Annotated in this window: 18 protein-coding genes and 1 pseudogene; 9 read left to right on the top strand and 10 right to left on the bottom strand. The window is 71.0% G+C overall.

What is annotated here, in order from left to right:
• Positions 1–50: 50 nt before the first annotated feature.
• Entirely contained in the window at positions 51–491 is a 441-nt protein-coding gene (locus tag QUE47_RS08650; protein WP_286219445.1) for a nucleoside deaminase, read from the bottom strand.
• Positions 492–703: 212 nt separating this feature from the next.
• On the opposite strand from QUE47_RS08650, the gene upp reads away from it, so the two are divergent.
• From upp to QUE47_RS08635, 3 genes are all read left to right on the top strand, one after another.
• Entirely contained in the window at positions 704–1,339 is a 636-nt protein-coding gene (gene upp / locus QUE47_RS08645; RefSeq protein ID WP_286216953.1) for a uracil phosphoribosyltransferase, read from the top strand.
• 443 nt (positions 1,340–1,782) lie between these two features.
• Positions 1,783–2,079 (top strand): winged helix-turn-helix domain-containing protein, encoded by a 297-nt coding sequence (locus QUE47_RS08640; RefSeq protein WP_286216952.1) that lies wholly within the window; start codon positions 1,783–1,785, stop codon positions 2,077–2,079.
• A 69-nt stretch (positions 2,080–2,148) separates the two neighbouring features.
• A complete protein-coding gene (locus QUE47_RS08635; RefSeq protein ID WP_286216951.1) occupies positions 2,149–2,829 on the top strand; it encodes an NAD(P)H-binding protein in 681 nt (226 codons plus the stop codon).
• 110 nt (positions 2,830–2,939) lie between these two features.
• Here QUE47_RS08635 and QUE47_RS08630 read toward each other — a convergent pair whose 3' ends face one another.
• Entirely contained in the window at positions 2,940–8,690 is a 5,751-nt protein-coding gene (locus QUE47_RS08630) for a zf-HC2 domain-containing protein (protein WP_286216950.1), read from the bottom strand.
• Between the two features lie 541 nt (positions 8,691–9,231).
• On the opposite strand from QUE47_RS08630, the gene QUE47_RS08625 reads away from it, so the two are divergent.
• Positions 9,232–9,996 carry a hypothetical protein gene (locus tag QUE47_RS08625; RefSeq protein ID WP_286216949.1) on the top strand — a complete coding sequence of 255 codons (765 nt, stop codon included), beginning with the start codon at positions 9,232–9,234 and terminating at the stop codon, positions 9,994–9,996.
• 94 nt (positions 9,997–10,090) lie between these two features.
• On the opposite strand, the gene QUE47_RS08620 is transcribed toward QUE47_RS08625, so the two are convergent.
• The 5 genes from QUE47_RS08620 to dnaK all read right to left on the bottom strand — a co-directional run bounded on the left by QUE47_RS08620 (position 10,091) and on the right by dnaK (position 14,848).
• Positions 10,091–10,399: a DUF1540 domain-containing protein gene (locus QUE47_RS08620; RefSeq protein WP_286216948.1), complete on the bottom strand. Its 309-nt coding sequence runs from the start codon at positions 10,397–10,399 to the stop codon at positions 10,091–10,093.
• A 159-nt stretch (positions 10,400–10,558) separates the two neighbouring features.
• Positions 10,559–10,981: a heat shock protein transcriptional repressor HspR gene (locus QUE47_RS08615; protein ID WP_286219444.1), complete on the bottom strand. Its 423-nt coding sequence runs from the start codon at positions 10,979–10,981 to the stop codon at positions 10,559–10,561.
• A 74-nt stretch (positions 10,982–11,055) separates the two neighbouring features.
• Positions 11,056–12,066, bottom strand: a complete 1,011-nt coding sequence (locus tag QUE47_RS08610; protein WP_286216947.1) for a DnaJ C-terminal domain-containing protein — start codon at positions 12,064–12,066, stop codon at positions 11,056–11,058.
• 203 nt (positions 12,067–12,269) lie between these two features.
• Positions 12,270–12,974, bottom strand: a complete 705-nt coding sequence (gene grpE / locus QUE47_RS08605; protein WP_286216946.1) for a nucleotide exchange factor GrpE — start codon at positions 12,972–12,974, stop codon at positions 12,270–12,272.
• Positions 12,971–14,848: a molecular chaperone DnaK gene (gene dnaK / locus QUE47_RS08600; RefSeq protein WP_286216945.1), complete on the bottom strand. Its 1,878-nt coding sequence runs from the start codon at positions 14,846–14,848 to the stop codon at positions 12,971–12,973. Before dnaK ends, grpE begins: the two co-directional genes overlap by 4 nt.
• A gap of 329 nt (positions 14,849–15,177) precedes the next feature.
• On the opposite strand from dnaK, the gene QUE47_RS08595 reads away from it, so the two are divergent.
• From QUE47_RS08595 to QUE47_RS08580, 4 genes are read left to right on the top strand one after another with little or no spacing between them, the layout of a single operon-like run.
• The gene (locus tag QUE47_RS08595) at positions 15,178–15,900 is read left to right on the top strand and encodes a TnsA-like heteromeric transposase endonuclease subunit (protein ID WP_286216944.1); all 723 of its coding nucleotides are present in this window, start codon (positions 15,178–15,180) and stop codon (positions 15,898–15,900) included.
• Positions 15,893–17,911 carry a TnsB C-terminal domain-containing protein gene (locus tag QUE47_RS08590; protein ID WP_286216943.1) on the top strand — a complete coding sequence of 673 codons (2,019 nt, stop codon included), beginning with the start codon at positions 15,893–15,895 and terminating at the stop codon, positions 17,909–17,911. The genes QUE47_RS08595 and QUE47_RS08590 overlap by 8 nt, the downstream gene beginning before the upstream one ends.
• Positions 17,908–18,975 carry an ATP-binding protein gene (locus QUE47_RS08585; protein ID WP_286216942.1) on the top strand — a complete coding sequence of 356 codons (1,068 nt, stop codon included), beginning with the start codon at positions 17,908–17,910 and terminating at the stop codon, positions 18,973–18,975. Before QUE47_RS08590 ends, QUE47_RS08585 begins: the two co-directional genes overlap by 4 nt.
• Positions 18,959–20,725 (top strand): TniQ family protein, encoded by a 1,767-nt coding sequence (locus QUE47_RS08580; RefSeq protein WP_350227507.1) that lies wholly within the window; start codon positions 18,959–18,961, stop codon positions 20,723–20,725. The genes QUE47_RS08585 and QUE47_RS08580 overlap by 17 nt, the downstream gene beginning before the upstream one ends.
• A 342-nt stretch (positions 20,726–21,067) precedes the next feature.
• On the opposite strand, the gene QUE47_RS08575 is transcribed toward QUE47_RS08580, so the two are convergent.
• From QUE47_RS08575 to QUE47_RS08565, 3 genes are read right to left on the bottom strand one after another with little or no spacing between them, the layout of a single operon-like run.
• Positions 21,068–21,388 (bottom strand): hypothetical protein, encoded by a 321-nt coding sequence (locus QUE47_RS08575; RefSeq protein ID WP_286216941.1) that lies wholly within the window; start codon positions 21,386–21,388, stop codon positions 21,068–21,070.
• A 56-nt stretch (positions 21,389–21,444) separates the two neighbouring features.
• Entirely contained in the window at positions 21,445–21,744 is a 300-nt protein-coding gene (locus tag QUE47_RS08570) for a hypothetical protein (protein ID WP_286216940.1), read from the bottom strand.
• Positions 21,745–22,056, bottom strand: coding sequence for a hypothetical protein (locus tag QUE47_RS08565; RefSeq protein WP_286216939.1), 312 nt, complete (start codon positions 22,054–22,056; stop codon positions 21,745–21,747).
• Between the two features lie 210 nt (positions 22,057–22,266).
• On the opposite strand from QUE47_RS08565, the pseudogene QUE47_RS16775 reads away from it, so the two are divergent.
• Positions 22,267–22,608, top strand: a pseudogene (locus tag QUE47_RS16775) (type I restriction-modification system subunit M N-terminal domain-containing protein); the annotation flags it as partial.
• Between the last annotated feature and the right edge of the window lie 151 nt (positions 22,609–22,759).

Below are 22,759 nucleotides of genomic sequence, written 5' to 3'. Positions count from 1 at the left end.
GCGCTCGCGCCGAGGCCGTTGAGCGGCGGGAGCGGCTGGGGCGGAGGAGCTCACGCAGGTCCTCGCTGCGTCTCGAAGAAGTCGCGGATCAAGGTGCCGCACTCGTCCTGCCGCACACCGCCCACGACCTCGACGCGGTGGGTGCTGCGGCGGTCCCGGACGACGTCCCACATCGACCCGGTCGCGCCCGCCTTCGGGTCCCAGGCCCCCAGCACGAGGCGGGCGACGCGCGCGAGCACGATCGCCCCGGCGCACATGGCGCACGGCTCCAGGGTGACGACGAGGGTGCAGCCCTCGAGCCGCCAGGTCCCGAGGGTCCGCGCGGCCTGACGGATCGCCAGGATCTCGGCGTGCGCCGTCGGGTCCCCGCCCTCCTCCCGGCGGTTGCGCCCGACCCCGAGCAAGGTCCCCTGGGGCGAGACGACGAGCGCGCCCACGGGGACGTCGTCCGACGCCAGGGCGTGGCTCGCCTCGTGGAGCGCCATGCCCATGAGCGCGTCGTAGACCGTGGCGCGCTGCGCGGCGTGGACGGGCGGGAAGGTGCCGTCGGCCCAGGGCAGGGCGATCCCGGGCGGGGGGCAGTCGTCGGCGGGCACGAGCCCAGGTTCTCAGACCCCGCCGCCCGCCACCCTCCCAGGGGCGCGTCGTCGTCCTGACGGGTTCCTGACGGCGCGCGACGGGACGTGCCGGGTAGCCTGAGGTCATGCGCGTCCACGCCGTCGACCACCCCCTGGTCGCCCACAAGCTGACCATCCTCCGCGACGAGAACACCCCGTCCCCGATCTTCCGTCAGCTCGTCGACGAGCTCGTGACGCTGCTCGCCTACGAGGCGACGCGCGAGGTGCGCACGGAGTCCCGCGAGATCACGACCCCGGTCGCGCCGACCGTCGGCCAGAAGATCGCCGAGCCCCGCCCCCTCGTGGTGCCGATCCTGCGCGCGGGACTCGGGATGCTCGACGGCCTGACGCGCCTGCTCCCGACGGCGGAGGTCGGGTTCCTCGGCATGCAGCGCGACGAGGAGACCCTCGAAGCGGTCACGTACGCGAACCGGCTGCCCGACGACCTCTCGGGCCGGCACTGCTTCCTCGTCGACCCGATGCTCGCGACCGGCGGCACCCTCGTCGCGGCGATCGACTACCTGTTCGAGCGCGGCGCACGGCACGTGACATGCGTGTGCATCATCGCGGCACCCGAGGGCATCGACGTCGTCAACCGCGCCGTCGGCGACCGGGTGGACGTCGAGCTCGTGGTGGCGGCGATCGACGAGCGCCTGGACGAGAACGCGTACATCGTGCCCGGGCTGGGCGACGCCGGCGACCGCCTGTACGGGGTCGTCTGACGGAGGGCGCCTCGGCTCCGCGCCGGTACCGGCGCGGAGACCGGAGCCGCCGGTGAGACGACAAGACTGCTGATTCGTCTCGCATCGTGACATTTGTGCCGTCCAGGTCTTGGCGAGCGCGCCTCGCGGATGGCATGCTCATCCCGTGACCACGCTGCCGCGCACCTGTGACGCCGTTCCCGGCGCCGTGCTCGGCATGCCTGCGTGCATGTGTTGTCAGGCCTGAAGCCCCCGCCCTGACAACCCCAGCCGACCTGCCTCGTCGGCGCCGCTGAGCCCCGCTCGCGGTCGATGCACCCGGAGTCCCCCATGAGCACCATCGCTGCCCCCTCGCCCCGCACACCGCCCGCCGCCGCCCCCGCGTCCGCCGAGCGCCCGAACCGCGGAGCTTCGACGCGTTCCTCGAGCTTCTCGCCCAGATCACGCCGACCCCCGTCCTGACGGTGGACCCCGCCCGCCGCACCGTGCTGGTGGACGGGACCGAACGCCATCTCACGGCCCGCGAGACGCACCTCCTCACCCACCTCGCCCTGCACAGCGACCGGATCGTCCCCCGCAGCGAGCTGCTCGGGTCCGTGTGGCGCGACGAGGGCCTGCGGTCCGACACCCGCACCGTGGACGTCCACGTCCGCCGCATCCGCGAGAAGCTGGGCGTCGCCGCGATCCGGACCGCGCGAGGAATCGGGTACGGGATCGCCTCGGACGTCGCGATCGAGGTCCGCGAGCCGCTCGCCTCCTGAGACGCGGCACACGGCCGACACGGCCCGCAGCGCGCGCGGGCGACCGGCACCGAGGGTTACGTTCAGGTCATGAGGATCGTCGTCGCAGGTGCCCACGGGAAGGTCGGGCAGCTCCTCGTCCATGCCCTCAAGGAACGGGGGGACGGCGTCGTCGCCCTTGTGCGCTCGGCGTCGCAGATCCTCCCGCTGACCGACCTCGGCGCCGAGGTCTCCCTCATCGACCTCGAGCACGACGACGCCGCCGACGTCTCCTTCACGATGCGAGGCTCCGACGCGGTGGTCTTCGCCGCGGGCGCCGGCCCGGGCAGCGGCGCCGAGCGCAAGGACACGGTCGACCGCGCGGGCGCGCTACTCCTCGCCGACGCGGCCGAGCTCGCCGGGATCACGCGGTACGTCCTCGTCTCGTCCATGGGCGTCGAGAGCGTGGCGGACGGCGCCGCACCCGACGGGGTGGACGACGTGTTCGTCGCGTACCTGCGCGCCAAGGCCGCCGCCGAGGAAGAGCTGCGGTCCCGCGACCTCGCCCTCACGATCGTGCGGCCCGGACGGCTCACCGACGGTGAGGGCACCGGCCACGTGCGCCTCAAGAAGTCCGTCGACCCCGGCGAGATCACCCGGACGGACGTCGCCGGAGTGCTCGCGGAGGTGCTGCACGAGCCCCGCAGCGCCGGCCTCACCCTCGAGCTCGTCGCAGGCACGTCGCGGGTCGACGACGCGGTCTACAAGGCTCTGCCGAAGGACGCTCTGTAGCTGCCACAGAGGGCGACCGGTCGCCCCGGCTCCTCTGGCGCCCGCGGTGAGCGCCCAGCTGCACCGACCGCCCTAGCGGACAAGCGCCGCGGCATCCGGCGTAGGTCAGATCAGTCGCGAGCCCAGGCGCCCCGGTCACGGCTGCGGGACGTCGACGCCGTCGGGTCCGGCGTCGCGCTCTGCTTCGGGGTGGCGCTCTGCGACGGCGTGGCCTTGGCGTCCGGGGTGGCAGCCTGCCCGGACGACGACCGCTTCGATGACGGCTCGGTCGTCGACCCCTCGGTCGGGCTCGGCTCGGCGGTGGGATCAGAGGTCGGCTGCGCCGCGCCTTCCGCGGTCGGCTCCGTCCTGGGCTCCGTGGTCGCTGTCGGGGACGGCGTGGTCCTCGCGGAGCCGGATGACGGCGCCGGCTCGTTCGTGCTCTTCTGCTCCTCGCGCGTGCGCGGCTGCTCGCCCGTGCCGGGTTGCTCTGACGGCTCGAGTTTTGCATCCGGCTCGCTCGACTCCTCGCCCTGAGGGGCACGCGCCGCGTCCTGCGCGTCCGCGCCCCGGCACGGCTCCACCCGGGTCCACGCGGCGAACAGGACCTGGACGTCGTGCGACGGCGGGAGGACACCGTAGGACTTCTTCGTCGCCACGTAGTTCGCCCCGTCGTCCGACACCGCGGACCCCTTGGCGTAGGTGACCGGTCGCCACCACTGCGACTGGACCCACGCCGGCAGGCAGGGCGCGACGAACGCCGGGGCCTCGAGCGTCGTCGTCCACTCGCCCGACGTCACCGTGACCGACGTGCCGTCGGTACCGAACCGCACGGGGACGTCGGCGGACTCGTCGGCACCCAGCGTGCTCTCGACGGGGCTCGCGAGGTCGGCGCCGGTCACGGAAAGGTCGATGGTGACTCCGTCGGCGCTGTCGTTGCGAAGCCTGACCGTGGCGTCCTGCATGGTCCGCGAGGCGCTCTTGTCGAACGCGACGGGTCCGAGCACGAGCTCCGCCGAGGGCGCCGGTGAGCAGTCGATGCCGGACTCGGTGCTGACCCGGGGCCGGTCGGGGTTGCGGGTCCCGGACCCGTCCGTGAACCACTGGTCGACGGTCACCACTTGGCCGGCCTTCACCGTGCGCGCGTCCGTGACGAGCCGGTAGCCGACCTCCCCGGAACCCACGGGGAGCTTGATGTGCTGCTGGTAGTGGACGCTGCGCTCCTTGTCCGCGACCCAGACGTTCGCGAACGGGAGCGCGCGCATCGGCACGCCGGACGCGTTCTCGACGGACCCCACGATCACGGCGTACCCGTCGGCCGTGCACTCGAGCGTCGGGGCCGGGATCGCGTCCGCGGTGATCCACGGCATGCAGTCGATGCCCTCGGTCGTGTCGGCCTTGGGCCGGTCGTCTCCGGGGAGCTTGAGCCCGAGGCTGAACGGCAGGACCGTCTGGCCGACGACGACCGTCTGGCCCGCGTCGAGCGACCTGGCCCCGGTCACGAGCCGGTACGTCCCGGTCGCCCCCGGGTCGAGGTCCACGGCCTGCTGGTAGTGCGTCGGGTCGGCCCCCGGGGAGAGCCGCACGTTGGTCAGGGCGAGCGCCCGGATGCGGGCGGCACCGTCGTTCTCGAGCGTCCCGGTGACGACGACGAACCCGTCGTCGCTGCACTGGACGGTGGGCGTCGCGACGTCGGTGATCCACGGGACGCACGAGGCCTCGGGGATTTCCTCGACCGCGAGCCGCGTGCCGTCCGCGCTCACGGACAACGTCGCGCCGGCAGCCCCGGCCGTCAGGTGCACGACGACGACCGACGCCTCCGGGTCGCTCCCGGCGCCCGACCCGGCCGGGACGTCGACCGACTCGACGTCCCCGGAGCCGATCGAGTACTCGAACTCGGCCGGGAACGTCGACGCGGAGTTGTCCAGGGTGATCGTGACCTCGGTGCCCGACGCGCCGGTCGCGGGGTCCCAGGTGCACGCGCCGGGTTCGACGGTGGCCTCCGGCGCGTACGCGGCGTGGAGCGCCTCGGCGGCCGTGATCGTGTGGTCCGTCCCGTGGTCGCCGCCGTGCGCCGCGTCGTCGACCCAGCGGTACCCGATCTCTGGCGTTCCCTCATAGGTCGCTGAGTCGGTCGTTCGTTCGAGCGAGACCTTCTCGCCGGCGGCGACGACGGTGGCGGACGACGTGTCCCCGAACCAGACCTGGAGGTCGGCCTCCGTGGTGTTCGCGAAGGTCGCCCCCAGGACGACGATCTTCTCGCCGTCGACGTCGCGCAGCTCGGCGGAGAACTCGGGGGTCTCGACGTCGGGCGCGAAGGCGTCGCACGCCTCGAACGACCCGGCCTCGATGTCCCGGAGGAACGACCGGGTCGCGTCACCGACGCGGACGTCGCGGCGCAGCTCGAGCCGGGCGTCGCCGGCGGCGTGGCCGAGCCCCGTGTCGATCGTGAGGTCCGCGCTCTGGCCCTCGTCGAGGGTCGCCGACGCCCGCTGCTCGGGGCCGGAACCGATCAGGGTGGCCTCGTAGGGCGCGACCGACGAATTCGTCAGCGACCCCTCCGCCCCCGGCACGCCGAGGGCGATGGCGGAGCGCACGGCACCCGGCTCCGCGTCCAGGAGGCACACGCTCTGCGCCTGCACCTCGCCGACAGCGCCCCAGGCGTCCTCGACGTCGAAGGACACGCTGTCGCGCGCGTCGACCTCGGGGCCTGCAGGGGACACCTCGGTCGCCACCGCGTCTGCGCTGATCTCCGCCGCGCCGCCGGCCGCGAGCGTGTCCCCGCTCGCACCGTCACGCCCGTCGCCGAGCGTCACGAGGTGCAGCGTGCCGGTGCGGGACTTCCCGACGCCGATGCCGTCCGAGGCGCACTCGACGGTCCCGTCACCGGGCTCGCACGACCAATCGCCGTCCGCGCCGTAGAGACCGAACCCGTCCGGGACCGTGACCTCGACGTCGACCTCGCCCGCAGCGCGGTCACCACGGTTCGCGAGCGTCATCGCGACGTCGGCCGTGCCGGGGTTCGCGACGACGGAGCCGGGCCCGTCGAGCACGAGCCCGAGGTCCGCACCCCAGTAGCTCGCGGTGGCGCGGAACTGCCGCTCGACCGTCGGGAACCCCGTGCCGCTGGTGCTGGAGGCGAACACGTACTCGCCGCCCGAGGCCGCGGTGACGGGGACCGACAGCTCGGTGGTCTCGCCGGGCTCGATCGTGCCGGCGGCACACGTCACCGTGCGGGCGACCGTGACGTCGTCGGACGAGGCACGGCCGCACTGGACCTCGGCGACGGTGAGCGCGCCGGCGACCGACGCGCCGCCGCTGACCATGGCGGAAGAGGGAGTGTTTACGCCGGCGGGGATCACGACCTCGGTCTCGACGGCTACCGCTGAGGTCCCACCCGCGTTCGAGACCGCGAGCTCGAGCATTGAGGCCTCGCGTGCCGCGAGCTCGAGGCCCTCGGTCGCCTGAACGTCGACCTGCGGGCGAAGGTCGCAGGCCGAGTACTCGCCGATGCCGTCGAGGACTCTGGTGTAGGTGCGCGACCCCACCGACTGACGCAGCTCGAGGCTCGCGTCGCCTGCAGCGCGGAGGATCCCGGTGTCGATCGAGAGTTCTGCGCTCTCCCCGGCGGCGATGAGCGCCGTCGCGCTGTCCTCGAGGGTCGAACCCACGAGAGTCGCCGTGAGAGGGAGCATCGACGCGTTGCGCAGCGGTCCGTCGAGCGCAACGGCCGAGCTCGCGGGCTCGCCGTCCGACTCGGGGACGCAGGGTGCGACGACACCGGACCCGGACCCCGTACCGCCCCAGGGCTCCGCGAACCTGAACGACCTGTCGTCGCTGTCCGTGACCGTCTGGCCGGCGCGGGACCCCGTCGCCTGCACCGCGCGCGCCGCCGCGTGCACCACGACGTCACCCGTCGGGGTCGCTGTGTCACCGGACTCGTCGATCGCCGACACCAGGCGCAACGTCCCGGACCTGACCTCGCCGCGGCCGAGCTCCCCGGACGTCGAGCAGTCCACGGCCCCCGAGCCGCTGTCGCAGTCCCAGTCGCCCCCGGCCGACACCAGCTCGAGGCCCGCCGGGACCGCGAGCGTCACCGCGGCGTCGTCGACCGCTCGGTCCCCGCTGTTCCTGAGCTTCAGGGTGGCAGTGGCCGAACCCGGGTTGCCGAGGGTCCCGCCCGGCGCATCGAGCGCGACGGCGACCTCCCCGCCCCAGTACGCGACCCGGGTCGGGGCGAACCGACGCTCGACCCGATCGATGCCCGTGCCCCACGCGCGCGCCGCGAACGCGTACTCGCCGCCCGAGTCCGCGCGCACCCGCACCGACACGCCCGCAGAGTCGCCCGGACCGATCGTCCCGAGCGCGCACGTCACCGTCCGGGCGACCGTGAGGTCGTCCGAGTCCGGGCGGCCGCACGGCACCTCGGCCATCGAGAGCGTCCCCGGGACCGACGTCCCGCCGCTGATCGCCGCGGACGACGGCGAGTCGACCCCCGGCGGGAGGACGACCTCCACGGAGACACCCGACGCGCTCGTCCCGCCGGAGTTCACCGCGCTCACCACGAGATTCTGCGCCTGGCGCGCCTCGAGGGTGATCGAGTCGTCGATCTGCAGGTCGAGAGAGGCCGGCGTCGGCGGGACCACCACCGGAGGCACCACCACAGGCGGCGCGGGCACGTCGGTGCCGTCCGTCCCGCCGGTCCCACCCGCAGAGGACGTGCCATCGGTCGAGCCCGCGCCGGACCCTGCCGTCCCGGCGGGCTGCTCGGCCGTCGGACCGCTGGCCAGGGCCGGTGGGATGTTCGTGGGCGAGGTCGGGTCGTCCACAGCTCCGGAGCCAGTCACGGCGCCGTCCGCGTCGGACGTAGGGGTGTCGCCGGCGTCGGACGTCGCATCGTCCGACCCCGAGTCGGACGTCGCGTCGTCGGTGGCCCCGCCCATGGTCCCGTCAGCACCGTCCGTGCTGCCGCTGCCGTCCGTGCCACCGGCGCCGCCGGCGTCGTCCTGACCCGCCTCCTGGCTTCCGGACGCGACCTGCTGACCGGGTGCGTCGTCGTCCGACAAGGCGTTGATCCCGACGACCACACCGACGCCGACCACCGCGAGAGCTCCGACGGCGATGAGCGCCGCCGCGAACGGGGCGGCCGCGATCATCGCGGCGAAGCCGCCTGCGGCGCCGACCGCGCTCCCGGCGCCGACCAGCCCTGCCACGCCCGCAGTTCCGGCTGCCCCGGCGGCCGCGCCAGCTGTCGCTGTGCCGGCAGCCCCCGCTCCGGCGCCCACGGCGCCCGTGCTTCCCGCCGTGCCCGCGCTCCCCGCAGCTGCGCCGGAACCGGCCGACCCGGAACCTGCCGCTCCGGTCCCGGAGCCTGCGCTCCCCGAGCCACCCGCAGCAGCAGCGCCGACCGCGGCGCCACCGATCGGGAACCCGGCGCCGACGAGCCCGATCGCGCCGAGCCCGAGGACCAGCGGCGCGACGATGCCACGCATGCCCTGCGACACGTCGCCGAGCTCGAGCACGAGCGCCCGGCACTCCGAGCAGTCCTCCAGGTGGGACTCCACGACTGCGGTCTCGCGCTTCGCGAGGCCACCCCTGACGTAGGAGCCGAGCAGCCCGTTGGCGCGCTCGCACTCCGCCGATACGGCCGAGCTCAGGTGCTGCTGGAGGTACGCCTGGCGCAGACCCTCGCGGGCCCGGTACGCGAGTGCGGCGACGCCGTTCGCGGTGAGCCCGAGCATCGGCGCGATCTGCGCCGGGGTCATGTTCTCGACCTCGGCGTACCAGAGGACGGACCGCCAGCGCTCCGGCAGACCCTCGTACGCGCGCGCGACCGTGGTCCGCTCGAATCCCTCGAGCGTCGGCTCCTCCGTCGAGGCCATCGGGCCGAACGCGCTCTCGAACGTCTCGATCTCGTCGGTCGGGGACGTACGCCGCGCGCCCTTGGCCGCGTCGTAGGACAGGCGGCGGACGACGGTGAAGAGGTAGGCGCGGAACGCGACGTCCGGGCCGCCGCCCCCTGGAGGACGACCATCACCTTCGCGAAGGCCTCGGCCACCACGTCGTCGGCGTCGGCGGGCCTCGGGGCGTACTGCCTGGCCACGGCGAGCGCCGCGCCGCTGTGGCGCTCGTAGAGCTGCCCGAAGGCGGCCTGGTCGCCCGTCCGGGCAGCACTGATCAGCTCGGCGTCACTCGACACCGTGCTCGTCTCGCCGCTCGCAGGCTCTGCCACGCGCCCCGTCCTCGATGACCGCCGGTCCTCGACCCGTCACCGGAATCGCTGAATGCTTCTACAACCGCACCATCGTAACGATCCTTTGCGTCAGGGAGAAGAGCGTCCGGGTTGCAGAACGGACTCGAAAACTCACCCGAGAAACTTCGTCCGGCCGCGTCACGAATCCCGTGCGCGGTCGTCTCTTCAGCATGGACCTCCTCGTCGAGCACCACGAGGCGGACGCCGAGCGCGTCCGTGATCGGTGGCGTGCGCGCTCCGTGGAGTCCGTCTGGTTGCGCCCCGACGACTGGTTCCACCCCGCCGTCGACGCGTTGACCGAGGCCCTCGTGGAGGCGCGCTGCGCCCAGGCCGCCGCAGAGCGTCTGGGTCACGGGCGCGGCGAGGCGGGCGTGAGCATCGGCGAGGCGATCGACGACCTGGCGTGCCTGTACCGCACCATCGGCGCCGAGCCCGACCTGGGCACCCTGCGCGCGTTGAGCACCGGGTGGGCGGCGGGCGCAGAGACGCAGCCGGTCGCCCTCGGCACCATGGACCCGCGTTCCGGCCTGCCCACCACCGCCTACCTCTCGCAGCGCCTGCGCGAGACGTATGCCGAAGCCCGGCGCAGCGGGACGCTGGTCACCCACACCCACTGTCTCGTGGTCGTCGACGTCGCGGTCGACCACGCACCCACCGTGCTGCGCGTCGCCCGCGAGGCCGCCATGGGCACGGCGATGACCGAGGCCTGCGGGGACGGCCACCCGATGGCTGCGCTCGGCAGCGGCTCCTACGCCGCGCTCTGGTCGCGCCTCGAGGCCGCGGACCGCGTCGTCATGATCCGCCGCGCGATCGAGCGCACCGGGGTCCGCATGGGCGTCACCGCCGTGCTCCGCCGGCCGCCGCGGGTCTGGATCGAGCCCTTGCCCGCCTCGCCGCAGGGTGCGGCGGCGCTGCTGGACCAGCTCAGCCGCTGACCGACCCCGGACATGCGAGAGCCCGACACCCCGAGGGGTGCCGGGCTCTCGTGCTCGGCTGGTGCCGCGCGAGGCTCGACCTGCCGCGCGATGCTCAGGCTGTCGCGAACGTCAGGCAGTCGGCGTGGTCGTCGCTGGATGCGCCGGCGCCGACGCGGATCGACGGCGCCGCGCACTCGAGGTGGTCGTTGTGGATGCACTCGCCGCGCTGGCAGGCGCCGACGTGGGCGACGACCTTGTCGAGGCCGCCCTTCTCGGAGAGCGGGATGAACGTCGCGCAGGCCGCGTCACCGCTGGTCCCGGCGATCGTGACGGCGCCGGCGTGGCAGCCGTGCTCGTGGTTGTAGCCGCATCCGTCGATGGAGCACTCGGCGACCTGGGGCAGCTCGGTGAGGGCGGTCATGGTTCCTCCTGGAGTCGGAATGTGATTCCAGAATAAATCCGCGCGTGAATTCTGTATAGCAAGGAAAGGCTGCCCCAAGAATGATTCGGGGAATTGCGCAACGCCTTTATTGCGGAATGTCTTTTCCTTTGGAAAGGCTTCCCTCTCCCGGAAGGCCGGTCAGTGCCGCGGGTCGAACGGCGGCCGCCACAGCACGAGCGACGCGCGGTCGCCCGACTCACGCCGGGGGCGCCGTCCGCGGGGCGCGACCACCACGTCGCCGGCCGCGCCTGCGGTGAACACGCGCCGCCCGGTCTCGACGTGGGCGTAGAGCTTCTCGACCGCACCCGTGAGGAACTCGACCTGGCGCTCGAGCTCGAGGATCCGCTTGATCCCGGCGAGATTGATGCCCTCGTCCTGGCTCAGGTGCTGGATCTGCAGGAGGCGCCCGACGTCGCGGCGCGAGTACCGCCGTCCGCGGCCCACGGCCCGGCGGGGCGAGACCAGGCCGAGCCGGTCGTACTGCCGCAGCGTCTGCGGGTGCATGCCCGCGAGCGCCGCGGCCTCCGAGATCGCGAGGACCGGTGCGTCGTCGTCGATCATCACCTGCTCCTTCCGGGTCACCTGTCGCTCACCTTGGCGGCACCTGCGGGCCACCGCCTGCCGAGCTCAGACGCTCACTGTGCGGCCTGTCGCGCGAACTCCTCGCGCACGTCCTTGTCCTCGGTCGCCTCGGCGAACGCCTCGACGGCCTTCTTGGCCTGCCGTGAGAGCTTCTGCGGAACGGCCACCTGGACGGTGACCAGCAGGTCACCCGTGTGCTTCGGGGTGACAATCCCGCGGCCCTTGACGCGCAAGACCTTGCCGGACGACGTCCCGGCCGGGATCTTGACCCGCACCGTGTGGCCGTCGAAGGTCGGGACCTCGACGGTGGCGCCGAGCGCGGCCTCGGCGAACGAGACGGGGAGGTCGGCCCGCAGGTTGGGGCCGTCGGCGCGGAACACGGGGTGCGGGGTCACGCGGACGGTGACCTCGAGGTCTCCCGAAGGGCCGCCGTTGACGCCGGGCCGACCCTTGCCGCGCAGGCGGATCTTCTGGCCGTCGTGCACGCCGGGCGGGAACTTGGCGGTGACGGTGCGGCCGCCGACGTTCAGGGAGACGGTCGAGCCCTCGATCGCCTGGCGGAACGGGAGCGTGGTGTTGGCGCGGACGTCCTGCCCGCGCTGGGTCGGGTTCGCCTGGAACCCGGCAGGACCGCCGGGCCGGAACCCGCCACCGCCTCCGCCGAACATCCCCCCAAGGAGGTCCTCGAACCCACCCGGGGCCCCGCGCGCACCCGCGCCGGGAGCGCCCTGGTAGCGGGCGCGCTGCTGGCTGCCGCCGAACATGGAGCCGAACAGGTCGTCGAACCCGCCCGCGCCGCCGGCGCCAGGAGCGAATCGGGCGCCGCCGCCGGCCATCTGCCGGATCGCGTCGTACTGCTGGCGCTGCTCGCGGTCCGAGAGGACGGAGTAGGCCTCGCCGATCTCCTTGAACCTCTCCTCGGCCTTGGGGTCGCCGTGGTTCTGGTCGGGGTGGTACTGGCGCGCCAGCTTGCGGTACGACTTCTTCAGCGTGGCGTCGTCGGCGTCCTTGGGGACGCCGAGCGCGGCGTAGAAGTCCTTCTCGATCCAGTCCTGACCGGTCACGGCTCCTCGATCCTGTGGTTCTTGGGTTCATCCGTCGTCGCGACCGACCAGGTCGCGGCGGCTCGCTGCCGAACCGGCGGTCCCGGCCCGCCGAACCGGCGGTCGTGCTCAATCCCAGGTCCAGGATCGACCACGACCACCGGTTCGGCGGAGCGGAGCCGCGCGCGGCGCGCTACTCGGGCCTACACGGGCCGCCTCCGGGACTACTCCGGGCCGACCACGCCGACCCGGGCCGCACGTACGACCCGCTCACCGATCCGGTAGCCCGGCTCGATGACGACCTCGACGGTCGAGGCCGTGGCCTCGGCGTCCGTGCGGTGCATGAGCGCCTCGTGGACGTTCGGGTCGAACTCCTCGCCGACCTCGCCGAACTTCACGACCTCGAACTTCTCGAGCGCGCCCGTGAGCTTCTCGGCGATGGCCGCGAACGGCCCCGAGAGCTCGTCGTGCTGACGCGCCCGGTCGATGTCGTCGAGCACCGGGAGCAGCGCCGCCAGGACGTCCTGCGTGCCCTGGGTCCGAGCGTTCGCGTTGTCGCGGACGGCGCGGTTGCGGTAGTTCGTGAAGCTCGCCCGCTCCCGCTGGAGGGAGTCGAGGTGCTGTGCGGCCTCGGCCTTGGCGGCGATCACCGCGGCGTCCTCGGCGGCCTCACCCTCGGGCTCGAAGTCGAGCGCCTCGAGAGGGTCACCCGACCCCTCGCCGGCTGGGACGTCGTCCGACACCGGCTCGGCGGGGACGTCGCCCAGGTCGACGGGCTCGCCCGAGCCGGCGTCCCCCGCCGGGGCGGACGCGCTCTCGCGCGCCTGCCCCGACTGCGGGTCCACCTTGCGCTTGTCCGTGAAGTGGAACGGGGCGTCGGAGTCCGAGCCCTGCTCCCCCTCGTGGGGGTTCGCGTCGCCGGGCGTCACTTGCGGTCGCCCTCGTTCTCGTCGTCGACGATCTCGGCGTCCACGACGTCCTCGTCGGCGTCGGACGACGGCGCGTCGGTCGGCGCGTCGCCACCCTCGGCCCCGGCAGCGGCCTCGGCCTGCTCGGCCGAGTACAGTGCCTCGCCGATCTTCTGCGCCGACGCGAGGAGCTTGTCGTGCGCGGTCTTCACCGCGGCGTCGTCCTCACCCTCCAGGGCGGACTTGACCTCGGCGATGTCCGCCTCGACCTCGGTGACGGTCTCGGCCGGCAGCTTCTCCTTGTTGTCGTTGATCAGCTTCTCGGTCGAGTAGGCGAACGACTCGGCCTGGTTGCGGGTCTCGGCGGCCTCGCGACGCGCCTTGTCCTCCGCGGCGTGCTCCTCGGCCTCCTTGACCATGCGGTCGATGTCCTCCTTGGGGAGCGCGGAGCCACCCGTGATGGTCATCTTCTGCTCCTGGCCGGTGCCGCGGTCCTTGGCGCCGACGTGCACGATGCCGTTGGCGTCGATGTCGAAGGTCACCTCGATCTGCGGCAGGCCGCGCGGCGCCGGCGCGATGCCGGTGAGCTCGAACGTGCCGAGCGGCTTGTTGTCGCGGGCGAACTCGCGCTCGCCCTGGAACACCTGGATGAGCACCGAGGGCTGGTTGTCCTCGGCCGTCGAGAAGACCTCGCTGCGCTTGGTCGGGATGGCCGTGTTGCGCTCGATGAGCTTCGTCATGACGCCGCCCTTGGTCTCGATGCCGAGGGAGAGCGGGGTGACGTCGATGAGCAGGACGTCCTTGCGGTCGCCCGAGATGACGCCGGCCTGGAGCGCGGCGCCGACGGCGACGACCTCGTCCGGGTTGACGCCCTTGTTCGGGTCCTTGCCGCCGGTGAGCTCCTTGACGACCTCGGAGACGATCGGCATGCGCGTCGAACCACCGACGAGCACGACGTGGTCGATCTGGCCCACGGAGATGCCCGCGTCACGGATGACGGCGTGGAACGGCGCCTTGGTCCGGTCGATGAGGTCCTGCGTCATCTGCTGGAACTGCGCGCGGGTGATCTTCTCGTCGAGGTGGATCGGCCCGTTCTCGCTCATGGAGAGGTACTGCATCGAGACGTTGGTGCTCGTCGCGGACGAGAGCTCCTTCTTGGCCTGCTCGGCGGCCTCGCGCAGACGCTGCAGCGCGATCTTGTCCTTCGAGAGGTCGACGCCCGAGGAGTTCTTCACCGACTTGATGAGGTGCTCGACGATGCGCTGGTCCCAGTCGTCACCACCGAGGCGGTTGTCACCCGACGTGGCGCGGACCTGGATGGTCGAGAACTCGTCCTCGTCCTTGCCCACCTCGAGGAGGGAGACGTCGAACGTGCCGCCACCGAGGTCGAAGACGAGGATCAGCTCGTCCTCCTTGCCGCGCTCGAGGCCGTAGGCCAGGGCGGCCGCGGTGGGCTCGTTGACGATGCGGGTCACGTTGAGGCCGGCGACCTGCCCGGCGTCCTTCGTGGCCTGGCGCTCGGCGTCGTTGAAGTACGCGGGGACGGTGATGACGGCGTCCGTGACGGACTCGCCCAGGTACTCCTCGGCGTCGCGCTTGAGCTTGCCGAGGATGCGTGCGGAGATCTCCTGCGCGCTGTACTTCTTGTCGTCGATCTCCACGTCCCAGTCGGTGCCCATGTGGCGCTTGACCGAGGAGATGGTGCGGTCGACGTTCGTGACCGCCTGGCGCTTGGCGACCTCGCCGACGAGGACCTCGCCGGTCTTGGAGAACGCGACGACCGAGGGGGTCGTGCGGGCGCCCTCGGCGTTCGCGATGACGGTGGGCTCGCCACCCTCGAGGACGGAGACCACAGAGTTGGTGGTCCCCAGGTCGATACCGACTGCTCGTGCCATGTTCGATTCCTCCATCGTTCGGGTGCAGGGGCCCTGCTCCGGGGACTTCGGGGCGACAGGGCGGATGCCCTGCGCCTCGCCCGGCGGGCCGGTTGAGTCTGCTGCACTCAACCTAGACCCGGGCCGAATCGCTGCGCAAGTCCCTGGGGGTCGAAGTTGAGTACACCTGGCTCAACTTTGCAGAGCGCCGGCTTATTCCCGCAGGTCAGGGCATCTAAAGGGAGATGTGAGGATGTTGTAGGTTCGCGCTAAGGATGGCGAGTTTCGCATTAGCGTGTCGGCACCGTGGCGAGTTTCGGGTTTACGTGTCGGTACGGGATGATTTGTGCGTGCGCACGAGCGACGTCGAGGTCCGCTACCGGAGCGGGAGCCATGACGACGTCGTCACGACCCTGGACGCGGTCGACGCTCGGCAAGTTGCGGCGGGGGTACCCGTCCGCGACTTTCCGGTGTACGTGGGCAGGAAGAACTACTCCGGCCACTTCTGGTCGGCGACGATGGGCAAGCACGTCGTCTACGAGAGCCTTCTGGAGCAGTCCTGGCTCTGGCTGGCCGATTTCGCACACGAGATCACGAGCATCGCTGCGCAGCCGATGCAGGTGAGGGGAGCGGATGGCAGCCGGACCCGCACTCGAATCCCCGACTTCATGTGCCTGACCTCGACCGGATCAGTGCGCGTCGTCGATGTGAAGCCCGCGGTCATGCTCAGGAAGGACGCAGTAGCCGAGTCCTTGGCCTGGATGGCCGCCGCCTGCCGGTCCCGCGGCTGGGAGTACGACGTCTGGACCGGGCCGGACCCAGTGGTCTTGCGGAACGTCCGATGGATCGCCGCTGCTCGGGCCCCGCACGTGATGGCGCGTCTCGACGTGGCGAGCCTGCTTGCCGCAGCCTCCGGTGGACGCACCTTCGCTGACCTCGAGGCTCGGCTCGCCTCCTCGAACCGTCGATCGCCACGCCTGGAGCTGCTCGGGGCCCTCTGGCTTGGGGCGTTGACGACGGATCTGACTTCCCCTCTCGGCCCGGACTCCTGGTTGGAGCCCACCCATGCGTGAGCGGCAGGTGACCTCCCTCAAGGTCGGATCTCGAACCTGGTGGCACGGCGACTACTGGGAGGTTCGCGGGTTCGTCGACGGGTTCGTTCAGCTCGGGTTGCGCGACCAAGCGGCGACGGTGGCGATCACGGACCTGGCGCGGTATTCACTCGATGAGCCAGAGTGCACCGAGCATGTCGACGGCACGGTCGACGGCACCGCTGCGCTCGCGTCGCTGACGGCCGACGAGCGCGACCGGGTCGAAGCTCTTGCCGCGATCATCCGCAGTCTCGTAGACGATCCAGCTCCACTCGCTCCGCGGATCAGAGCCGCAGCCAAGAAGCTCGACATGTCTCATCGGACGCTGGAGCGGCGCATCGCGGCATACCGTCAGCTCGGCGTGGCGGGCCTGGTGGACTCACGGGCGATGGGAACACGTGCGTCACGGATCGACCCTCGCTGGGACGACGCCTGCCTCAAAGTGCTCCGCGGGCACACCTATGCGTCCACCCCGACGAAGTCGGCCGTCATCGCCCAGATCGCTCGAGAGCTCATCGAGACCTACGGGCCGGACGTCGTCCCTATGCCACACCCGGCGTCTGCCTACCGACGCATCGACCGGCTTTCGAAGGGGCGCTACACCTTCGGGAGCGCAAGCGGTCGACGCTCAGCGGCAGAGCGTCCGACGGGCGTCCTCGGAAGGCTGCGGGCCGACCGACCAGGGCAGTACGTCGTACTCGACACGAACGACCTGGACGTGTTCGCGATGGAGCCAGTGACGCTCCGCTGGGTGAAAGTCCAGCTCACCGCAGCGATGGATCTGTACTCGCGATGCATCGTCGGCCTGAAGGTCACGCCAGTGTCGACCAAGGCCATCGACGTCGCGAGCGTGCTCTACGAATGCGTACGGCCAGCCGACGAAGCTGACCCGAGGGTGTCGTTCCCGTATCACGGCGTACCGGACGCCGTCCTGGTCGGCACCGAAGTGCCGGACGAGCGGCTGCTGTCCCGCCAGGCTGGGCTCCCAGCCGTTTTCGCGGAGTCGATCGTGGTCGACCGCGGCAAGCAGTACATCTCGTCGCACGTGGTCAGCGCGTGCGCGCGACTGGGGATCTCGGTGCAGCCGGCGAATCCGAAAAAGCCGACGGACAAGCCCACGATCGAGCGCTTCTTCCGCACGCTTCGCGAGGGACTGCTTCAGCATCTGCCTGCATACAAGGGCCCGAACGTGTACTCGCGCGGCAGAGACGTGGAAGGCCAGGCCTTCCTGTGGGTGTCGGAGCTCGAGCAGATCATCCGCGAGTGGGTCACGACGGTGTACCACCAGAGCTCTCACGACGGGCTGGCTGTCCCCGAGCTCCCGCGGGCGTCACTGAGCCCGATCGACGCGTATAACCTCGGGCTCGCGCGGGCTGGTGGGATGGTGCTGCCCGCGCACGCCGGGCTGGCGTACGAGTTCCTCGACGTCCAGTGGCGCACGATCCAGCACTACGGCGTCGACATCGGCGGGCTGCGATACGACGGCAAGGCACTGAACGCCTATCGCGGCAGGCGGTCGGAGTTCACCGGGAAGTACCCCGGCAAATGGCCGTTCTACGTCGACGCGCACGACGTGCGGCACGTGCACTTCAAGGACCCCGCCGACGGCGCCTGGCACTCCCTGCGATGGGAACACGCACCCGCGCTGGGGGCACCGATGAGCCAGGACTCCGTCGACTACGTCAAGCGCCTTGCCCTGCGCGAGGACCGGCACGTCGAACCGCAGTCGGCACTCGACGACCTCCTGCGGCGGTGGGCCCGTGACGCCGTGACCGACCGCCGCGAACGCAATCTGGCAATCCGCCTGAGCGCGCAACGCGATGCCCCTCTTCCGGAGGAGCCGACGGCAGCCGAGAAGGTCGCCGCGCTGCCGAGCGTCGTGAACCTCGCCGACGAGCGGTCGGCCCGCCGGCCCGAAATCGAGGAAGACGAGCTCAGCGTGTTCGAGGAGTTCCCGCCCGACGAGCTCGGGTACGCGGTGATCGACGAGTGAGCAATGTCTGGGCCGCGTGGCTGCGCCGCTACGACACCGATCGATTCACGCTCACACGCAAGCAGGGCTGGGACCGCTTCGTCAACGCCGCGCCTCGCGATGAGTTCGACACCCTCAACCGCCGCCAGATGGCAGGGCTGGGCGAGGACGAACGAGCCGACTACGACGAGGCCCGCATGGTGTGGAACGCCAACCTGCCTACCGTCCGTACGTCCCAGCTCGAGCACGCGAACTCCGTCATTGACATGGTGATGGCCTCCGCACGACGAGACGGCGACAAGCTGCGCGGCTCGGTCGTCATCGACGCCGAGCCCGGACTCGGGAAGACCACGATCGCCACCCGCTACGGGCGAGCCTTCCACCGTGCCCAGCACCGCCGCTACGGCACCGAGACGCCCGAGGGACACCAGTTCCTGCCCGTCGCGTTCATCCCGATCGCTGCCCAGATCACGCTCAAGGGTCTCAACCAGAGGCTCTTGCGCTTCTACGGCCACCCGGCCGCGGAGACGGCTACGAAGGACCGCCTCGCTTCGCTGTTGGTCGACGCTGTCATCAGTTGTCAGACCCGCCTGATCATCGTCGATGACCTGCACTTCGTGGACTTCACCAACCGCAATGGCACCGAGGTGTCCAACCACCTCAAGTGGCTCGCCAACGAGCTGCCCGTGACGTTCGTGTTCGCCGGCGTGAACCTCGAGGAGAAGCGCTTCTTCGACGAAGGGCTCGCGGCCGAGGAAGCCGTTCTCGCGCAGACCGCCCGACGGGCCACTCGCGTCCCGGTCGCACCCTTCTCGATCTCCTCGAACGCCGGCATGGCCGCGTGGATGGCCCTCCTGCGGGCGTTCGGCGCTCACCTGAAGCTCGCCGACGGCGACACCGAGATGCTCGTCCCTCTGGCCCAGGAGATCCACCGCCGCACGCAGGGGCGCATCGCCTCGCTGACCAACCTGCTCGACCGCGCCTGCTACGTCGCGATCAAGTCAGGCACCGAGCGCGTCACCGACGACGTGCTCGCCAAGGTCAGGATCGACAACGCTGGGGAGAACGGTGCCCGCCGCCTCTGACCCGCGTTCACAGCCATCCAGCCGGCCGCAGGTCGACGTCTCCCGGTTGCGAGAAGTTCCCGGTGGCTACGACATCGACCGTCTCCCGATCACCGTGGAGCGAGAAGACGGCGAAGCGCTGCAGTCCTGGCTACTCCGCGCGGGCCACCGGTACGGCATTCACCCGCGTGCGATGCTCTCCCAGCTCGGCGCCACGATCACCCCACAGGTGAACATCGACCCACGCCGCCTCTTCAGCGGACAGTCCGGCGTCGAGGCCGCCTCCCGCATCGGAGTCGACGCGGACACCCTGACGGCCATCGACCCGCTCTCGGCAGCGTTGGCGGGCACTCGAGCCCGCTTCCGGCACGAGTTCCTCGGCCTGAAGCAGGCGGTGAGGACCAAGGGGTCGCGTTGGTGCACGCGATGCCTGGAGGAGACCGGTGTCTGGCAGGAGTCCTGGCGCGACCCGCTCCACCTGTACTGCCCGCGCCACCGGCTGGTCCTGGAGTCTCGCTGCTATTGGTGCTCAGCCGTCCCGTTCGAGTCCTCGGCGTGGCTCACCAGCCTCGAGAAGACCGACGAGTGCCCCCACTTCGTCGACGACCGCTACACCAACGGCTCCCGGTACCGCGGCCGCTGCCGACGCCCATTCCGACACCCGGAGCCGACACCGGCAGAGGACAGCGACCTCGAGTGTCAGCGGATCCTCTTCGACTTCGCCGAGCGAGCCCACGAGACCCCGACCCAGCTCGTCCGCGCTTGTGGCATCGAGGCCCAAGCACTGCCCGTGTTCGAGGCTGCCCTCGAGATCATCGCCACGATCTGCCCACCCGCCGGCACTACCCAGCCCTTCGATGACGACGAGAACCTGCGCTACGCAGTCCGTGTGGCTGTCAACGTCCTGACCGCGCCATCCCCCGAATCGGCATTGCGCATCGCGCGACGACACCACGCGTTCGGGATCGACGACCAGAAGCTCCCCGTCCTTGGGCCACGCGGCGAGGTCCGAGACGCACCCCGCAACCCGCTCCTGGTCGCGGTGTGGCTCTCCGACGTCCACGAGCGCGTGTCGCTTCCCTACGAGCTGCGCTTCCGCATGGGCTCACCGCGGCCGCGCTACCCAGACGGCTGGCAGGACCATGACAGGGTCCTGCAGGAGAAGGACCGACGACCCGGCCTGCCGCTGTCCGCGCTACCTCAGGTCGCGTGGGATCGGCTCCAGCTCCTGCCGCACGCCGAGGACCTCGGCCTCGACAGCCGCACAGGGCGCACTTTCATCTCACTCTGCCTCGCGCGATACGGCACCACACGCTCGTTCAACGTCCTCGCCACCGCTTTCGGACTTCCCGCCTGGAGCGCCCGACTGTACGAGCGTCACTGGCAAGGGATCCACCAGTCCGGACGATGGCGCGAGTACCTCCATGGACTCGACCAGCTCTTCCACCTGCTCCACGACTCGCCGCCACCGATCGACTACCAGATGCGCCGTGCGGCCGCCTGGAACCCCATCCACCTGCGCCCGGTCGCCGAGCACCTGCTGCCGGACGTCCGCAACGGCGTCGCGAAGGGCATCACCGTTGCGTCGCTGACACGAGCGCTCTGGGCCCTCTACACGAACGGCGACGCCACCATCGCGCCACCCGACTACCGACCCGGCCGCGACGACCACCCGGCGAGCACCCCGGAACTCGACGCCGCGCTCGTCACCGAGCTGTGGCCACACCACCTGCTGCCGCTCGAGGGCCCCCTCACGTGGAGCCCACCTTGAAGAGCCGCGGGGAGCGTGCGTGCCGCTACGAAGCGGGGGCGGCCCCCGGTAGCCGTCCAGACCGACACCACGCTTCGCTGGCTCCTCGATGGGCCACCCCGAACGCACGACGCCCGCCGCCGCTCGTTGGCGGCTGCGATTCGCGCGGAGACGGGAGCGACGCAGGCCCCTCGCGCACTGATCACGGACCTCTTGGCTGCTGCGGAGGCCGTCGCACGACCGGAGTCCGCGAGCCAGGTGCGCAGGCTCAGGGGGCCGCTCGCTCCCCATGCCCGCCACTCGCTCGTGGAAGCGAACGGGGCCCGCAGGCGGCTCGCTACCTGGGACCTGGACTTCTAGATCTCACCCGACCTCGCGGTCCTCGAGGATGTGCACCACCTTGGTGGTGATCCTGGTCGTGTAGTCACCCGACGCCTCACGCTGATTCAGCACCAAGAGCATGCTCTCGCCGACGACGACACCGGCCCCAAGACCCGTCAACTCGTCGAAGCGCCCCCACGCCAGGAGCCCAACCGCCTCGGCGCCTTGCTCCTCACCTGGCATTGCCAGCTCGACCACCGACGGCCGCCCGTCCGCGGGGATCGAGAGTCGATAAGCACCGGACATGAACGTCTCGATCTCCCATGCCCCGATGGCACCGGGCTCGATCTGCATCAGCCTCACGCGCGGACCCTACTCATCCAGGACTCGGCCAGAACCAGGGCGGAACACCACGCGCTTCAGTCCTGATAGGTCAGGAAGGTGTCATCGTCGAAGACGACCGCCACGGGGTCGCCGCCGGTGTAGTCCTGGAGGATTGCATACGACGCCTCGGCGCCCTTGAGGCCCTGGTACGCCTGATACCAGTCGCCCGACTGGCCCGTCATCAGCCCGTCACTGCACTCGTTGCCCGGGATGAAGCCCGAGTTGTCGTCAAGGAGCATCTCGCGATCCTGGGTGTCGTAGACCTTCAGCCCAAGGGTGTCGGGACCCCAGCAGACCTTCGACACCGCGTCGTTGGAGGTGTTCTTCCACCACATCTACAAGAGCCAGAGCGTCCCGTCGCCGTCGGGCTTGAGGTCCTCGCCGAACTCTCCCTTGATGGAGTTGCGCTGTTCCACCGAGTCGATCCTCACGGCGGCCGTGTCGAGCCTGACCTTCTCGCCAAGCTGCTTGGTCTCCGGTCCCGACAGCGTTGGGCTTGGCTCCGGTGTGGCCGTGGTCGGGGATGGGGCGCGTGGCGAGGCCGTTGGTGACGCGGCCGGGGCGTCTGCACCGCCGCCAGCACCGCAGGCCGTCGCGGCAGCGGCGAGCACGAAACAAGCCGCCGCAAGGCACGTCTTCTTGAGCACGATGTTCTCCGCTGTCCGAGGGCCACGTTCGGTCACCCAGCGCAGCCACGCTACGTAGCGTCGCGGAGGAGCGCTCGCTGGAGGCCGGGCGCGACCTGGTGTCGTTTCACCCGGGACGTCGCGCCGGGCCCTGACCGGCCCACCGGTAGCCTCGCCGCAGACAGTCGCCGTAGACAGCGCCCGCGCGCTGGGAAGTCGAGGACGCATCCTGTGAGCAAGCTCAGCAGCTTCGTTTGGTCGATCGCGGACCAACTGCGTGGCCCGTTTCAGCAGCACGAGTACGGGTCGGTGATCCTGCCGATGACGATCCTGCGCCGGCTGGACGCGATCCTCGAGCCTCACAAGGAGCAGATCGCCGGCCTGATCGAGGGCGTCGACTCGGAGCTGCGGCGCGCCTCGGAGGTTCGCAAGGCGACGGGGTTGCGCTTCTACAACACCTCGAAGTTCACGCTCAACACGCTGCTCGCCGACCCGGACGGCCTCGAGGCGAACCTCACGGAGTACGTGAGCTCGTTCTCCTCGGCGATCGACGTCTTCGACCGGTTCAAGTTCACCGAGGTCATCGCGGACCTCGCAGAGAAGAACCGGCTGTTCATCGTGGTGGAGCGGTTCGCGAAGGTCGACCTGCACCCGGACGTGCTGTCCAACTCGGACATGGGTGACCTGTTCGAGGACCTGATCCGCCGGTTCGCGGAAGCGTCCA

Source organism: Paraoerskovia sediminicola (assembly GCF_030296575.1).
Lineage (GTDB): Bacteria > Actinomycetota > Actinomycetes > Actinomycetales > Cellulomonadaceae > Paraoerskovia > Paraoerskovia sediminicola.
This window is presented reverse-complemented; position numbering and strand designations above follow the sequence as displayed.